This window comes from Micromonospora sp. WMMD967 (genome assembly GCF_029626165.1).
Taxonomy (GTDB): domain Bacteria; phylum Actinomycetota; class Actinomycetes; order Mycobacteriales; family Micromonosporaceae; genus Micromonospora; species Micromonospora taraxaci.
The window spans coordinates 828,748-842,365 of record NZ_JARUBK010000001.1; the positions used below are offsets into that span (position 1 = coordinate 828,748).

Genomic DNA, 13,618 nt, shown 5'->3' on the forward strand with positions numbered 1-13,618 from the left:
CCACCACAACTCCATGATCGACGGGGTCAGCGGGCGTCGACCTCGTCGATCTTCTCGGCGCCGAACGTCTCCCGGAGCAGCCGTACCGCCTGCTCTTCACTGGACTCCCGGGCGGTCTTCTCGTCGATGACCTCGTCCAACGGCTCGTCGCCCGGGTCGAAGCCCTCGTAGACCGGGGTGGCCGCCGGGGCCGCCCCACCGGGCCGACCGCCGCGCGCCGCCGGGCCGTCGAAGTCCGGGTCGTAGGGCGGCTCGCCCGCCCATTCGGCGTCCGCGATGGGCCGGGACGCCGCCGGGGTACGCGTACCGCGCCCCGCCGCCGCCGCGCGAGCCGCGGCGATGGCACTGCTCACCGGTGCGGCACCGGCTGACGCCGGCTGCCGGGCCGCCGGCGTCGGGTTGCCCCGCCCGCCCGCCGAACCACCACCGGTGGCCCCGCCGGGGCCGTTCGCCCCGATGCCATGAGCGCTGCCGCTGCCCGGTGCGGTGCTGGACGCGGCATCGAGGCCAGGGGCGTTTCCGGCCGACGCGCCGCCGGGGCGGGCGGCTTCCGGCCAGTCCTCGTCGTCCTTCGCCTCGGCGACGGGGGCACCGCCGCCGGGGAGCGCCGCCTCCGGCCAGTCGTCCTCGTCGTCGGCCGCCGCGTTGGGCTGCGCGCCGCCCTGCTGGCCCGCGCCGTGGCCGCCCTGCTGGCCCGCGCCGTGGCCGCCCTGCCCGCCACGCACGGCGGTGCCTCCGGGCTGACCACCGGTAGCGCCGGCCGAACTCGTTGCGGCGGGCGGCGCGCCGGTCGGGCCGGTGGAGACCGGCGACGTCGCCGCGCTCCCCGGTCGGCCAGCGGCCTCACGGCTCGGCGCGACGTTCGGACCCGATGCAGCGCTCGGACCCGATGCAGCGCTCGGACCAGGCCCGGCGCTCGGACCAGGCCCGGCGCTCGGACCCGACGCGACGTTCGAGTTCGGCCCGGCATTCAGGTTCGGCCCGGCGCTCGGATTCGGCGCAGCGGGCGGGTTGGGTCCGGCGGGTGGTGCACTCGCCGGGCCGGCGGCGGTCGGGTTCGACGCGGCGGGTGGCGCGCTCGTCGGGCCGGCGGCGGCGTTCGGCGCGGGGGTCGCGTTCGGCGCGGCGGGTCGGGCCGGAGCGGCTGGCTGTGAGCGCTGCGGGCTGGACAGCGACACGCCGCCACGCTCACCGGCCACCTCGCACCGGATCTGCCAGCGCCCGCCCAACTCCTCGTAGAGCGCGTCGGTCAGCACGGCCGAGTGGTCGGCCATCATCTTGGCCAGCACTGTGGACTTCACCGTCAGTACCAGCATGTCGCCGTCGAGTTCGCGGACCACCGCGTCGCGCATCAGGGCGGCGATCCGCTTGTTGGTCCGGTTGACCTTGCCGACCACGTCGGGCCAGACCCGGCGGACCGCGACCGCGTCCAGCGCGGCGGCCGGCGCACCCGGACGGGGTGGCATGGGGGTGGCCGGGTCGGGAAGCACCGCCGACGACGGCACCACACGGCGCGGCGCCGACGAGCCCGCACCGGAAGCAGGGCCAGCCGAAGCGGGGCCAGCCGCACCGGGACCAGCCGAACCGGTGCCGGCTGAACCAGAGCCAGCCGAACCGGTGCCGGCTGGACCGTGGGCGGCAGAGCCGGGGCCGGCCGGGGAGACGGGCCCCAGACCGGCGGTCGCCGTCGACGCACCGGGCGACGCCGGGATCGGCGAATCGGCGGTCGGGACGCCCGACGCCGGAGCGCCCGAGATCGGAGCGCCCGACACCGGAGTGCCCTGGGCAGCGGCGCTCCGGGTCGGGGGCGTGGCCGGGTCGACATCCCACGGCGGTGCGGAGGTCGGGGCGTTGGCGGGTGCGGGGGTGGCGGCAGCCGGAACCGGAGGGGCCTGCTGTGGGCGTACCCCAGGGTTGGTGGTCGACGCGAAGCCGGCGGCGGCCGACGGCGCGTCGGTGCCGCTCAGGGTGAGCCGACGTTCCATCCGCTCCAGGCGCTGGAGCAGGCCGCCGGTGGAGTCGTCCACGCCGGGCAGCAGCATCCGGGCGCAGATCAGTTCCAGCAGCAGGCGGGGAGCTGTGGTGCCGCGCATCTCCACCAGGCCGTCGTGCACGATGTCGGCGCAGCGGGAGAGTGTGGCCGTGCCGAGCTGCGAGGCCTGGGCGGCCATCCGCTCGATCTGGTCGGCCGGGGCGTCGATCAGACCCTTCGCGGCGGCGTCCGGCACCTGCTGGATGACGATCAGGTCGCGGAGCCGCTCCAGCAGGTCGGAGGCGAACCGGCGCATGTCGTGCCCGGCCTCGGCGACCCGGTCGACGGTGGCGTACGCGGCCGCGCCGTCACCGGCGGCCAGCGCGTCGCACATCTCGTCGATCAACGCGGAGTCGGTGACCCCGAGCAGCGAGACAGCCCGGGCGTAGCTGACCCCCTCCGGGCCGGCGCCGGCGATGAGCTGGTCGAGTACGGAGAGGCTGTCCCGCATGCTGCCGCCACCCGCGCGCACCACGAGGGGGAAGACCGCCGGCTCGACGGCGACGCCCTCGGCCTGGGTGAGCTGCTCCAGGTACGGGCGGACCACCTTCGGTGGGAAGAGCCGGAACGGGTAGTGGTGGGTCCGCGACCGGATCGTGCCGAGGACCTTCTCCGGCTCGGTGGTGGCGAAGATGAACTTGACGTACTCCGGAGGCTCCTCGACCAGCTTGAGCAGGGCGTTGAAGCCCTGGGTCGAGACCATGTGCGCCTCGTCGATGATGTAGATCTTGAAGCGGCTGCTGGCCGGCGCGAAGAAGGCACGCTCGCGCAGCTCACGAGCGTCGTCAACACCACCGTGGCTGGCCGCGTCGATCTCGATCACGTCGATCGAGCCGGCACCGTCGGCGGCCAGCGATCGGCAGGACGCGCACTTGCCGCACGGCTCGGGAGTGGGGCCCTGCTCACAGTTGAGTGAGCGGGCCATGATCCGGGCGCTGGTGGTCTTGCCGCAGCCACGAGGGCCGGAGAAGAGGTAGGCGTGGTTGAGCCGGCCGCTACGCAGCGCCTGCGACAACGGCTCGGTCACGTGCTCCTGGCCGATGACCTCAGCGAAGGTACGCGGCCGGTACTTGCGGTAGAGCGCCAGCGTCACTCGTCCCGCCTCCTCTCGACCGAGCCATTCTGCGCCGGTCGGGCGCGGACGACCACCCACCCCGCCGAACGGCCGAGGCTGCGCGCCTTGCCGTGCGCTGCCGTGGGTTGATCGACTCCACATCGCCGACCTGGCGGTATCGACTGCCCGGGACAGCCCCACATCGCCGACCTGGTGTGGATCAAGGCCCCGGAGCAGGGCCCCGGAGACAAAAAGGCCTCCCGTGCACCCGGCAGAGCTCGCTTATCCTTGCTGCCTTCCGGCCCTGGGGAGGTTCACGAGATACCGCCGCACGGGAGGTGCCGCCAAGCCTACCCGACCGCCCGTCGATCTTCAGGGGGTGGTGGGGTGGCCCGCCCGACGGGGGCCTGTATCCTGGCTCGCGGAGGATTCGCCTAGAGGCCTAGGGCGCACGCTTGGAAAGCGTGTTGGGTTTACACCCTCACGAGTTCGAATCTCGTATCCTCCGCTCGCGTGAGCAGCACCAACGACAGGGCCGGCCCCCACGGGGACCGGCCCTGAGTCGTCTGCACGGGCGTCAGCCCACCACCTGGACGTCTTCCGCGCCCTGCCCGGAGAACCACGCCGCAAGCTCGACGCCGCCGAGCGACCGCGACGTCCCCTCGTCGACGAGGACCGGGCCGACGACGGCACCCTTCGCGCCGTCGAGTTGGCAGCCGAACATCCGGGCACCGCTCAACACCGTCGGCATGCTCGTACTGCCCAGCGTGCACCAGCGCATGCTGGCCAGTTCGAGGTCGGCGTCGCGCAGGTCGGTCTCGTAGAGGGTGGCGGAGTTGAGGACCGCGCGGCGCAGATCTGCCCCGGCCAGCACGGCGTGGTCGAGTTGCGCGGCGAACAGGCGAGCTGATTGGAACCGCGCCCGACCGGCCGAGCAGCCGACCACCGTCGCCTTCGCCAGGTCGGCGGAGGTGAAGTCCGCGCCGTCCAACTCGGCGTTGGCCAGGTTGGCGTCGGCGAGGTTGGTCCCCTCGAACCGGACGTCGGCCATACGGGAGTTGGCGAGATAGGCGCCGGCCAGGTCGAGACGGCTGAGGTCCGCCCCGCGAAAATCGAGAAAATCACCAGAGAGGTACGCGGTGTCGGGCGACGCGGCGAGCCACTCCTCAAGTGCGGCCCGAGCGTCCGGGCTGTCCGGCCAGCGGATCACGTCGTCGCTGGTCCGTCGATATCTGCTCACCGTCCGTGCTGGTCGTCCGCCCCGTCCACCCCGGGGTCGGCGGCGCGCAGTTGCTGCCCGACACGTTCGGCGATCGCACGAGCGGCCGGTGAATCGGTGCCCAGGGTTTCGCCGATGATCTCCTGCGCCCGGTCGGCCAACTGCCGCTTGGCCACACCGATGGTGCTCATGATCGTCCTGGCGACGACGTCCGGTGCGACCCGCTGGATCCGCTGACCCAGTTGCAGGTCGACCAACGCGCCCACCGAGTCGACGGTGACCTCCACCAACCCGTTGCCGTCGGCGACAGTCACCCGGAGCGCCTGGATGCGGTCACTCATCGCGTCGGTGGCGGTCGCCAGCTGGTCGAGGCGACCTTTCCACTCCGCGAGCCGGTCCATCGCGCCGTCCGGGTCCAGCAGCCCCGCCGTGTTGGGAACCTCGGCCATCATGTGTCCCCTCGGTCGCTCAAGGTGATCATGCTCAGCCGTGGGAGATTAACACGAGCGGCCTTTACGACAGTCCAGGTGAGACGCCGAAGGGTCGCGGGCTACCTGGACAACCAACTCCAGGGACAAGTCGCTAGCGACCCCGACGACATCGCCGCCATGATGGCGGCATGGGAGAACGTGCGCGGGGAGGCGCTGTCCCACCGGCAGTCGGTCGATCTCATCGCGGAGGTGGCGGAGTCATGGAGCTGAACGGGGTCATGGAGTTCAACGGGGGCACGGAGCTGGGCGGCGCCCGATGGCGCAAGAGCACCCGCAGCAGCGGCAACGGCGGCGCATGCGTCGAGGTCGCCGACAACCTGCCCGGCATCGTGGGCGTACGCGATTCCAAGGACCCGACCGGCCCGGCGCTCACCTTCACGCCGACGGCGTGGCGCGCGTTCGTCACCCGGTTCGCCCCGCAGGCCTGACCAGGACCCGCCCTTTGAGGAGCCAGCGCCGCTGGACAGCAGTGGAGGGGCCTTGCGCTTGCGATTCGAGCATCGTGACACCGAGACGCACGCGGACATCGCCGATCGGGTGTGGCGTACCCGCAGCGACGCGGAAGACACGATGACATCGGCGGCGCGTACGTGCTGCCAACTGATCTTCACGCGGATGCAGGGGCAGCTGTTCGTCAGCCTGCGCGGGCCGGAGACCAGGGCGACTTCTGCGCCGGTCCCGCCGGACGCCGAGTTCTTCGGCATCCGGCTCACGCTCGGCACGGTTCTTCGGCCGTATCCCGCAGCCTCGATCGTCGACGGGTACGTGCCGTTGCCGGTGACGGACTCGGGCCGGATAGTCATCGACGGCGAGGCCTGGGAAGCGCCGACGTACGAGAACGTCGAGCAGTTCGTCCGACGGCTGCGGGACGCAGGTCTACTGGTGCGGTCAGGCCTGGAGCGCCTCGCCGGGCACCCCGGGGACCAGCCGTCCAGTCGGACGCTTCAGCGGCAGTACCGCGCGATCACCGGCCTCTCGCGCACCGCCGTGACGCAGATCGACCGCGTGAACGCCGCGGCCACGATGCTGCGCGACGGGCTCGGCTGGAGCACCATCGTCGAGACACTGGGGTATTTCGACCAGGCTCACCTGGCCCACTCTCTACGGCGCTACGTCGGGCGCACCGCGGGAGGGCTGCGAGCGGCCGACGGCGCGTCGATGTCGTTCCTGTACAAGACCGGCCCGTGGCCAGGCAGCTAACGTCCGTCCTCCGGCCGCCCCGGCGGCTGCCCCGAACCGGAATCCGGAGGAGAACTGTGCTGCTCAGCGTCAACGTCTTCGTCAGCCTCGACGGGATCATGCAAGGACCGGGCAACCCCGACGAGGACCGCACGAGCGGCTTCGACCGCGGCGGGTGGCTCGTCCCGCACGCGTCCGCGCACACCAACGAGGTCGTCGAGGGCTGGTTCCGGGAGGCGGACGCCTTCCTCTTCGGCCGCACGAGCTACGGCCTGCTCGGCGGGTACTGGCCCAAGGTCACCGCACCCGACAACCTGATCGCCGCCAAGCTGAACACGCTGCCGAAGTACGTCGTCAGCAGGACGCTGACCGACGAGCAGGCCGGCTGGAACCCGACCACTGTCCTCCGCACCGGCGTCGTCGACGACGTGCGCCGGCTCAAAGGGCTCCCCGGCAGGGAGCTCCAGGTCCACGGCAGTTGGAAACTCGTGCAGGAGCTGCACCGGGCCGGGCTTGTCGACCTCTACCGGCTATTGCAATACCCGGTCGTGGTCGGCACCGGAAAACGTCTGTTTCCCGAGGGAACGACGCCTGCGACATTCGCCCCCGAGGGGAACGCGCGGGTGCTGCCCGGCGGTGTCGTCTCGCTGACGCTGACTCCCACCGGCCGTGGAGTGCTCCCTGCGGGCGCGTACACCGTGACGAGCGGTCACTCGACGCCGGTCCTCAACTGACAGCTACAGCGGTCGTACACATGTTCTATCCACAGGTTGTGGACAGCGGCCCGGACCTCAGGAGCCGTCGCGGAGGTCGGCCAGGCGTTCGGGCCGGAAGCTGATGTTGTCGAAGGTCACGTCGCACCCCTCGCCGGTCGGCGACTGACCGGCGAAGCCGATCCGGTCGCGGGCCGTGTCGCCGTCGAAGCTGAACACGCGGATCAACTGCCAGGTCCTACCGTCGAGCGAGGCGTGGTAGGCGTAGACCCGGCCGATGCGCGAGACCCGCAGCCAGACCGACCGGTCGGCCACGACGAAGGCGTTCGCGTCGTCGGCGACACCCCGGCAGATGACCGAGACGATCATCGGCTCGGCCTCGGGTGAGAACTCGAAGCACAACTTGCCCCAGCAGCGCTCATCTCGCCAGATCAGGAGCACCCCGGCGTCGAAGGTAGCGGCGAAGCCCACGGAGACACGGGCACTGAACTGGAAGTCCCCCTCCGGCGGCAGGTCACCGAGCAGGGTCGCCGCGTTGAGGACGGGCTCCGGGGCATCCTGGCCCACGCCACCACTCGGGTCGATGAAGATGTCAGTGCGTGGTTGCGCCGACACCGTCACCGCACCGGCCCCCTCGTCCACCCGCCAGAGCCCTTCGGGCGACGGCGCGAGCGGCGACGGCATACCGGGGACGATCAACTGGTCAGCCATGACCAGGACCGTACAACGGGTCCCGGCGGGAAACCTGCCGCCGCCGGGCGGGTACGGTCCGGGGATCGACGCCGGTCGGCCCGGAATCCGTCGTACACATGTTCTATCCACAGGCTGTGGACGGCGGAGGGACTCGATGGCATACCAGCTCAGCGCTGTGGTCGCGGACGTCGAACTGCTCCGCGAGCAGACCGCCGAGCTGGATCACGCGGTCCTCGGCGAACTGCGCCAGGACTTCGGGCTGCTGCCGGTCACCCCGCAGTTGGTGATGGAACTGACCGGGTCGCTGCCGGATTTCGCGACGGACGACCGCAGCGCCGAGCACCCGTTCGGCCTGGTGTTGTCGCCGGCGCTCGTCGAGTCGCTGACCCGCTGGTCGGAGGCGGGGCCGGTGGCCTACCTGGAGGCGGAGTTCGGCGGTGGCATCGGCTACCAGTCGGCGGCGGTGTGGCTGGGTGGGACGCTGACCTGGGGGCCACACTTCGACGACGAGTTGGACACGTCGCGCGAACAGTGGCCGATCAACGGAGCACTGGCCCGCCTCGGCGCCGAGCCCGGCGATTGGATCGACCCGTTCGCCGAACTGGGCCTGCACCTGGAGCGCAACACCGAGGGTTGGCTGGCGCACGGGCGTCGTCGGCTCAGCGCCGACTACTGGGACGAGCTGGTCGAACAGTGGGAAAACCAGTAATCCTGCGGCTGCCAGCAACCTGAGCGCCCCCGTTCCGTTGGGGACTGGGGGATTCCATGAAATTGCGACAATTTGCTTTTATTGCCACGCTGATGACGGCTGCCTCGATCGCAGGCAGTGGCGTACCGCCGACCGGGTCCATCCCGGACGGTCAGCCCGCCGGCAGCGTGGAGATCATCGACCTGAACGGCCTGCGCAACATCGAGTTCGGCGACACCGAGGACGAGCTGACCCGACGCGGCATCCTGCGTACCAGCCTGGATTCCTGCGGGCCGATGCTCGTCGGCCACGACACGGTCAGCCCGGTCTTCATGGACGACAGACTGGTGCTGCTCTGGGTCGGGGATCCAATGCGGACACCCGAGGGCATCACCGCGGGCTCACCCGTCGACCAGGTCTGGGCGCGCTACCCCGAGGTGACCCGGCTCGCCGCTCCACAGGGGACACACCGCCTCGACGGGCTGCTCGCCCGCAGCGGCGACCGCGCGTACCTGTTCCTGCACGACGGGCGCACGGTCCGAAAAACCATCGCCGGGTACGCGGACTGGGCCCGCCGCCTCTTCGACGAAGGCGCCGGCCCCTGCTGAACGGCCCGAATCGATCAGCCCGACGTGAGGTCGGCGGGCAGGCGCACTCCGACGCGGCGGCGAAACCCGCGAGGGCGATCTCCGCAGCCTGTCGAAGATCATCACGAGCAACTCCGGCCGCGGCGTGGATCGCGTGCCCCTCGGTGACGATCATGACGAAGCGGGCGAGCGCGACCGGGTCGGCGTCAGCGGGTAGGTCACCTTCGTCGACGGCGGTGGCAACTCTGAACGAAAATGCCCGGTCGATCTCGCGGATCGACCGGGCATTTCTGCACTACAGAGCGGTGGCGGAGGGATTTGAACCCTCGGAGGGCGTTAACCCTCACACGCTTTCGAGGCGTGCTCCTTAGGCCGCTCGGACACGCCACCGCCGACGAGGGTACAGGACCGTTGGTTCGGACGCCGAACCGGTATCGCCCCGGCCGGCCTGGCAGGATCTTTGCCATGAGTACGCACATCGGCGCGAAGCCGGGCGAGATCGCCGAGCGGGTCCTGATGCCGGGTGACCCCCTGCGGGCCAAGTGGATCGCGGAGACCTACCTCGAGGGCGCCACCTGCTACTCGACGGTTCGGGGCATGCTGGGTTTCACCGGCCGCTGGAACGGCGTCGAGGTTTCCGTCCAGGGCTCCGGCATGGGCATGCCGTCGGCCTCCATCTACGCCCACGAGCTGATCAACGAGTACGGCGTGAAGACGCTGATCCGGGTCGGTTCCTGCGGCGCCCTCAGCACTGACCTGCAACTGCGGGACGTGGTGGCCGCGATCGGATCGTCCACCGACTCGAACATGAACCGGATGCGCTTCGACGGGCTGATCGACTATGCCCCGGTGGCGGACTTCGGGCTGCTGCGTACCTCGGTCGAGGTGGCCGAGCGGCGCGGCATCAGCATGCACGTCGGACCGATCCTGGCGGCGGACGCCTTCTACACCGACCGGCCGGACCTCTACGACACCCTCGCCGACTACGGCGTGCTGGCGGTGGAGATGGAGTCGGCGGCGCTCTACACGATCGCGGCCCGGTTCAAGGCCCGCGCGTTGACGGTGCTGACCGTGAGCGACCACATCAAGACCGGCGAGAAGACCACGTCGGAGGAGCGTGAGCAGACCTTCAGCCAGATGGTCGAGATCGCCCTCGACACGATCATCGCCTGATCCGTTTCGGCGGAGGGCGGCTTCACTGCCGAGAGCGGTATGACTCAGAGGTATAAATATGCCTCAGAGTCATACCGCTCTTCCGCACCAGGCCCGCCCGCCCAGGCGAACCACGGGCCGGGTGGCCCAGGCGAACCACGGGCCGGGTGGCCCAGGCGAACCACGGGCCGGGCAGCCTCGGCGAACCCCAGGCCGGTCGGCCCAGGCGGACCCCAGCCGGGCAGCCCAGGCGGCGGCAACCGGTTCGAGCGGCTTCAGACGGCGGCCAGCGCCTCGGTCGGCGCGAGGCGGGCGGCGCGCACCGCCGGGTAGAGGCCCGCGAGACCGCCGATCACCAGTGTCGCGCCGACGCCGCCGAGCGTCGCCCAGGCCGGCACCACTGTCGGCCAGCCCTGGGACAGGGCGTATCCCGAGGTGACCAGGATCCCCAGCAACACCCCGCCGGCCCCACCGAGTGCGGAGAGCAGCAGCGACTCGGCGAGGAACTGGTTGCGTACCTGACCCCGGGTTGCTCCGAGTGACCGGCGCAGGCCGATCTCGGCCCGCCGTTCCAGCACCGAGATCACCATGGTGTTCGCCACGCCGACCCCGCCGACCAGCAGTGCGACAGCGCCCAGGCCCAGCAGCAGACCGGTGAACGCGTCGTCGGTCGCCTGGGCGGCGGCCAGCGCGTCCGAGGGCCGGGAGACCTCGACCTCGTTCGGCGCCTCCGGGTTCGCGGTCGCGCCGAGCACCGACCGGACGGCCTCGACCTGCGACTCCTGTGCCCGGGTGTAGACGGTGGTCGGGTGGCCGTCGAAGCCCAGATACCGCGTCGCCGCCGTCCAGCCGATCAGTGCCGAGGTGTCCAGTTCCGGGGCGAGTGGTGCGGCGGCGAGGGTGCCGACAACTGTGAACGGCCGTCCACCGAGCCACACCTGCACCTGCGGGTCCGCCGTGGTGATCCCGAGCCGCTGCGCGGCGGTGGCACCGAGTACGACCGCCGGGTAGCGCGCTGTCGCCTCGTTGAGCCAGGTGCCGGTGGCCAGTTCGGCACCGACGGTGGCGAGCAGGTCCAGCCGGGCCGCCCGGGTGGCGATGCCACCGGTCTCCGCCGCCGGAATCCGGTCCGAGCGGTAGACCTTGGCGTCGGAGACCTGCCCGGTCGCTGACACGTCGGTCACCGGGCCGATCCGCCCGATCATCGCGGTCGACTCCTCGGGCAGTTGCGCGTCCGCGCCGAACAGGGTGTTACCCGGCTCGACGGTGAGGAGGTTGGTGCCGAGCGCATCCAGTGCGCGGTCCAACTCGGCCCGGGACGACGAGGAGATGCCGACGACCGCGATCATCGCGGCGATGCCGATCGCGATGCCCAGCGCGGAGAGGAACGCCCGCAGCGGACGGGTGCGCAGACCCACCCCGCCGACGCGCAGGATGTCCGCCGGTCCCATCCGGGCCGGAGTGAGCCGGGCCTGGTTCAGCGTCGCCATCAGCCGACCCCGCCCGGCGCGAAGGGCGAGTCGTGCCGCACCGCGCCGTCGCGCATCCGTACCTGCCGGGGCAGACTTTCGGCGATCTCCCGGTCATGGGTGATCACCACAACTGTGGTGCCGGCCCGGTGCAGGTCGTGCAGCAACTCCAACACCCCCGCGCCGGAGCTGGAGTCGAGGTTGCCGGTCGGCTCGTCGGCGAGCAGCACCGCCGGCTCGCCGACCACCGCGCGGGCAACTGCCACCCGCTGCCGTTCGCCGCCGGACAGCTCGTGCGGCCGGTGCCCCATCCGGTGGCCCAGGCCAACCCGGGTCAGCGCGGCCTCCGCGCGTTCGCGCCGCCTCCTGCGGGGTACGCCGGAGTAGAGCAACCCGTCGGCGACGTTGTCCAGGACCGGAACACCGGGCGCGAGGTGGAACTGCTGGAAGACGAAGCCGATCCGGGTGGCCCGTAGCGCGGACAGCTCCCGGTCGCTCAGCTTCGCGGCGTCGTACCCGTCGACGTGCACGGTGCCCGACGACGGGCGGTCCAGGGTGCCGATCAGGTGCAGCATCGTCGACTTGCCCGACCCGGACGGGCCGACGATCGCCACCAACTCGCCGTAGCCGACCCGCAGTGACACGTCGTCCAGTGCGACGACGCCACCGGCGTACCTCTTGCTGACCCGGTCGAGCACGATCACCTCGCTCGTCACGTCGGCACCACCACGGTCAGGCCCTCGGTGACGCCCGCGCCGTCGACCTCCACCCGACCGTCGGCGAACAGCCCGGTCGTCACCGCGAGGATCCGGCTGGTGCCACCCTCGGCGACCTGGACGCCATAACCGCCCTCCGCGAGCGCCAACAGCGCCGCCACCGGCACGGTGAGCACGTCGCGGCGCTCCGCGACGGTGAACGTGACGTCGGCGCTGGCCTGGTCGAAGCCGGTGAGGGCCTTCGGGTCGGTCACCGCGACCGTCACCTCGATCTTCGTTTCGGCGTCGCCGGACTGCCCGTTGGCGCCGGCCGCGCCCGGCTGGACGACCGTCTCGACAGTGCTGATGGCGCCGTCCACCCTTTGGCCGTCCGGCAGCTTCACGGCGACCTTCGCGTCCCGCTTGGCCAGCCGCTGGTCGTCCATGTCCAGTTCGACGGTGACCACGCGGTCGGTGCCGGTGTAGGTGAGCACCGCCTGGCCGGGCTGGGCGAGATCGCCGACGTCGGCCTGGTGGCTCTCCACCCGGACCTCCCGGTCGGCGTACACGACCCGCCCCGGCTCGACCCGACCGGTCTCGGCCAGACCGAGGTCCTCCTGCCAGTCCCGGACGGCGTCGGCGGTGCTGCCGGTGTACTCGTCGTCGACGGTGAAACCGGTGTAGCCCAGCGCCTTCAGGTTCCGCTCGAACTGTGCGACGTCGGCGCCCTCCATCCCGGGAGCGAGAGTCCGGTACGCGGGCAGCCCGCCGTAGAGGAGCACCACCTCCTCGTTGTCGACCAGATAGAGCGCCTTACCCCGGCGCACCGTCGACCCGGTCGCCGCCAGCGCGGTGACGGTGCCGCTGAGCTTCGCCGTGGCGGTACGTGGTGTGCCGTACCCCAGCTGGCCGTCGGCGGTTTCCGAGTCGGCGAGGGTCTGCCGGGTGACAGCGGCGGTGGCCGGTGCCGTCGTGCCGGCCTGGGCGTGGTCGCCTCCGGCGTCGCCACCGCCGAAGCCCACCGCGGCGATCACGCCCACGGCGGCGACCAGCAGGACGATGCCCCCGGTGAGGGCGGCCCGCAGCCACGGGCGTCGGATGGTGCCGGTCACCGGCCACCCCCGAACTGCGGTGCGTGCTGCCGGCACTTCTCCAGGGCGGCCTTCATGGCCGGATCACCGATGTTGATCGCGTTGTCCCCGGTCCCGATCCGAACCCGCCCGTCGGCGTCCGGGTCCGGGAAGTCCGGCACCCCGTTCTCCCGCATGCACTTGGCCATGGCCCGCATCTGTTCGGCCTGCTCGGGGTTGAGCTGCGGCCCCTGCCCGCCGTTGGGCAGCTTGTCCTGGCACTTCTCCAGGGCGGCCTGGGCCTTCTGCTGATCCACGTCCGCACCGATCCGGAAGTTGGGACGGCCACCCGGCTCCGGGTCCGGCATGTCCACCCCGTTCTCCCTCATGCACCTGGCGAAGGCGAGTTGCCGCTCCGAGTCACTGACCGGCGTGCCGCTCGCCGTGGCCTCGGCCTTCGACCCACCGGCGGTCGCGACCCCGCCGCCGTCGTCGCCTCCCGCGCCGCACCCGGACAGCACCAAGGCCAGCAGGACGGGAATCGCGAGCATCTGTCGTCGCATCGTGTCCGCTTCC

Annotated in this window: 15 protein-coding genes, 2 tRNA genes and 1 other RNA gene; 8 read left to right on the forward strand and 10 right to left on the reverse strand. The window is 71.4% G+C overall.

Features of this window, described 5'->3' with window-relative positions; genetic code table 11:
- Window positions 1-26: 26 nt before the first annotated feature.
- Window positions 27-3,125 carry a DNA polymerase III subunit gamma and tau gene (locus tag O7631_RS03920; RefSeq protein ID WP_278143051.1) on the reverse strand — a complete coding sequence of 1,033 codons (3,099 nt, stop codon included), beginning with the start codon at window positions 3,123-3,125 and terminating at the stop codon, window positions 27-29.
- A gap of 212 nt (window positions 3,126-3,337) precedes the next feature.
- Window positions 3,338-3,427, reverse strand: an RNA gene (gene ffs / locus O7631_RS03925) — signal recognition particle sRNA small type.
- 82 nt (window positions 3,428-3,509) lie between these two features.
- Here ffs and O7631_RS03930 point away from each other — a divergent pair.
- Window positions 3,510-3,594 (forward strand) — tRNA-Ser (locus tag O7631_RS03930).
- Window positions 3,595-3,663: 69 nt separating this feature from the next.
- Here O7631_RS03930 and O7631_RS03935 read toward each other — a convergent pair.
- Both O7631_RS03935 and O7631_RS03940 read right to left on the reverse strand, forming a co-directional pair.
- Complete coding sequence (locus tag O7631_RS03935; protein WP_278143052.1) at window positions 3,664-4,326, reverse strand: pentapeptide repeat-containing protein; 663 nt, start codon at window positions 4,324-4,326, stop codon at window positions 3,664-3,666.
- Entirely contained in the window at window positions 4,323-4,754 is a 432-nt protein-coding gene (locus tag O7631_RS03940) for a YbaB/EbfC family nucleoid-associated protein (protein WP_278143053.1), read from the reverse strand. Before O7631_RS03940 ends, O7631_RS03935 begins: the two co-directional genes overlap by 4 nt.
- A 24-nt stretch (window positions 4,755-4,778) precedes the next feature.
- On the opposite strand from O7631_RS03940, the gene O7631_RS03945 reads away from it, so the two are divergent.
- From O7631_RS03945 to O7631_RS03960, 4 genes are read left to right on the forward strand one after another with little or no spacing between them, the layout of a single operon-like run.
- On the forward strand, window positions 4,779-5,006 hold the full coding sequence (locus O7631_RS03945; protein ID WP_278143054.1) for a Scr1 family TA system antitoxin-like transcriptional regulator: 228 nt from the start codon (window positions 4,779-4,781) through the stop codon (window positions 5,004-5,006).
- Window positions 5,007-5,014: 8 nt separating this feature from the next.
- The gene (locus tag O7631_RS03950) at window positions 5,015-5,224 is read left to right on the forward strand and encodes a DUF397 domain-containing protein (RefSeq protein WP_278147831.1); all 210 of its coding nucleotides are present in this window, start codon (window positions 5,015-5,017) and stop codon (window positions 5,222-5,224) included.
- 58 nt (window positions 5,225-5,282) lie between these two features.
- Window positions 5,283-5,996 carry an AraC family transcriptional regulator gene (locus tag O7631_RS03955; protein WP_278143055.1) on the forward strand — a complete coding sequence of 238 codons (714 nt, stop codon included), beginning with the start codon at window positions 5,283-5,285 and terminating at the stop codon, window positions 5,994-5,996.
- A gap of 56 nt (window positions 5,997-6,052) precedes the next feature.
- The gene (locus O7631_RS03960; RefSeq protein ID WP_278143056.1) at window positions 6,053-6,709 is read left to right on the forward strand and encodes a dihydrofolate reductase family protein; all 657 of its coding nucleotides are present in this window, start codon (window positions 6,053-6,055) and stop codon (window positions 6,707-6,709) included.
- A gap of 57 nt (window positions 6,710-6,766) precedes the next feature.
- On the opposite strand, the gene O7631_RS03965 is transcribed toward O7631_RS03960, so the two are convergent.
- The gene (locus O7631_RS03965) at window positions 6,767-7,399 is read right to left on the reverse strand and encodes a DUF1349 domain-containing protein (RefSeq protein WP_278143057.1); all 633 of its coding nucleotides are present in this window, start codon (window positions 7,397-7,399) and stop codon (window positions 6,767-6,769) included.
- Between the two features lie 136 nt (window positions 7,400-7,535).
- Between O7631_RS03965 and O7631_RS03970 the strand changes: the two genes are divergently transcribed.
- Window positions 7,536-8,090 carry a hypothetical protein gene (locus tag O7631_RS03970; protein WP_278143058.1) on the forward strand — a complete coding sequence of 185 codons (555 nt, stop codon included), beginning with the start codon at window positions 7,536-7,538 and terminating at the stop codon, window positions 8,088-8,090.
- A 92-nt stretch (window positions 8,091-8,182) separates the two neighbouring features.
- Window positions 8,183-8,677, forward strand: a complete 495-nt coding sequence (locus O7631_RS03975) for a hypothetical protein (protein ID WP_278143059.1) — start codon at window positions 8,183-8,185, stop codon at window positions 8,675-8,677.
- 282 nt (window positions 8,678-8,959) lie between these two features.
- On the opposite strand, the gene O7631_RS03980 is transcribed toward O7631_RS03975, so the two are convergent.
- Window positions 8,960-9,046, reverse strand: a tRNA-Ser gene (locus O7631_RS03980).
- 75 nt (window positions 9,047-9,121) lie between these two features.
- Here O7631_RS03980 and deoD point away from each other — a divergent pair.
- Window positions 9,122-9,829, forward strand: a complete 708-nt coding sequence (gene deoD, locus O7631_RS03985; RefSeq protein ID WP_030328147.1) for a purine-nucleoside phosphorylase — start codon at window positions 9,122-9,124, stop codon at window positions 9,827-9,829.
- A gap of 254 nt (window positions 9,830-10,083) precedes the next feature.
- Here deoD and O7631_RS03990 read toward each other — a convergent pair whose 3' ends face one another.
- From O7631_RS03990 to O7631_RS04005, 4 genes are read right to left on the reverse strand one after another with little or no spacing between them, the layout of a single operon-like run.
- Window positions 10,084-11,289, reverse strand: coding sequence for an ABC transporter permease (locus O7631_RS03990; RefSeq protein ID WP_278147832.1), 1,206 nt, complete (start codon window positions 11,287-11,289; stop codon window positions 10,084-10,086).
- An 8-nt stretch (window positions 11,290-11,297) separates the two neighbouring features.
- Window positions 11,298-11,981, reverse strand: a complete 684-nt coding sequence (locus O7631_RS03995; protein ID WP_278147833.1) for an ABC transporter ATP-binding protein — start codon at window positions 11,979-11,981, stop codon at window positions 11,298-11,300.
- 8 nt (window positions 11,982-11,989) lie between these two features.
- Window positions 11,990-13,084, reverse strand: coding sequence for a peptidoglycan-binding protein (locus tag O7631_RS04000; protein ID WP_278143060.1), 1,095 nt, complete (start codon window positions 13,082-13,084; stop codon window positions 11,990-11,992).
- Complete coding sequence (locus O7631_RS04005) at window positions 13,081-13,593, reverse strand: hypothetical protein (protein WP_278143061.1); 513 nt, start codon at window positions 13,591-13,593, stop codon at window positions 13,081-13,083. The genes O7631_RS04000 and O7631_RS04005 overlap by 4 nt, the downstream gene beginning before the upstream one ends.
- Window positions 13,594-13,618: the final 25 nt, after the last annotated feature.

Excerpts from the sequence above, each read along its gene's own strand:
- O7631_RS03940 (WP_278143053.1), bottom strand. The coding sequence starts at position 4,754 with ATGGCCGAGGTTCCCAACACGGCGGGGCTGCTGGACCCGGACGGCGCG.
- O7631_RS03950 (WP_278147831.1), top strand. The coding sequence starts at position 5,015 with ATGGAGTTCAACGGGGGCACGGAGCTGGGCGGCGCCCGATGGCGCAAG.
- O7631_RS03965 (WP_278143057.1), bottom strand. The coding sequence starts at position 7,399 with ATGGCTGACCAGTTGATCGTCCCCGGTATGCCGTCGCCGCTCGCGCCG.
- O7631_RS03970 (WP_278143058.1), top strand. The coding sequence starts at position 7,536 with ATGGCATACCAGCTCAGCGCTGTGGTCGCGGACGTCGAACTGCTCCGC.
- O7631_RS03975 (WP_278143059.1), top strand. The coding sequence starts at position 8,183 with ATGACGGCTGCCTCGATCGCAGGCAGTGGCGTACCGCCGACCGGGTCC.
- deoD (WP_030328147.1), top strand. The coding sequence starts at position 9,122 with ATGAGTACGCACATCGGCGCGAAGCCGGGCGAGATCGCCGAGCGGGTC.
- O7631_RS04005 (WP_278143061.1), bottom strand. The coding sequence starts at position 13,593 with ATGCTCGCGATTCCCGTCCTGCTGGCCTTGGTGCTGTCCGGGTGCGGC.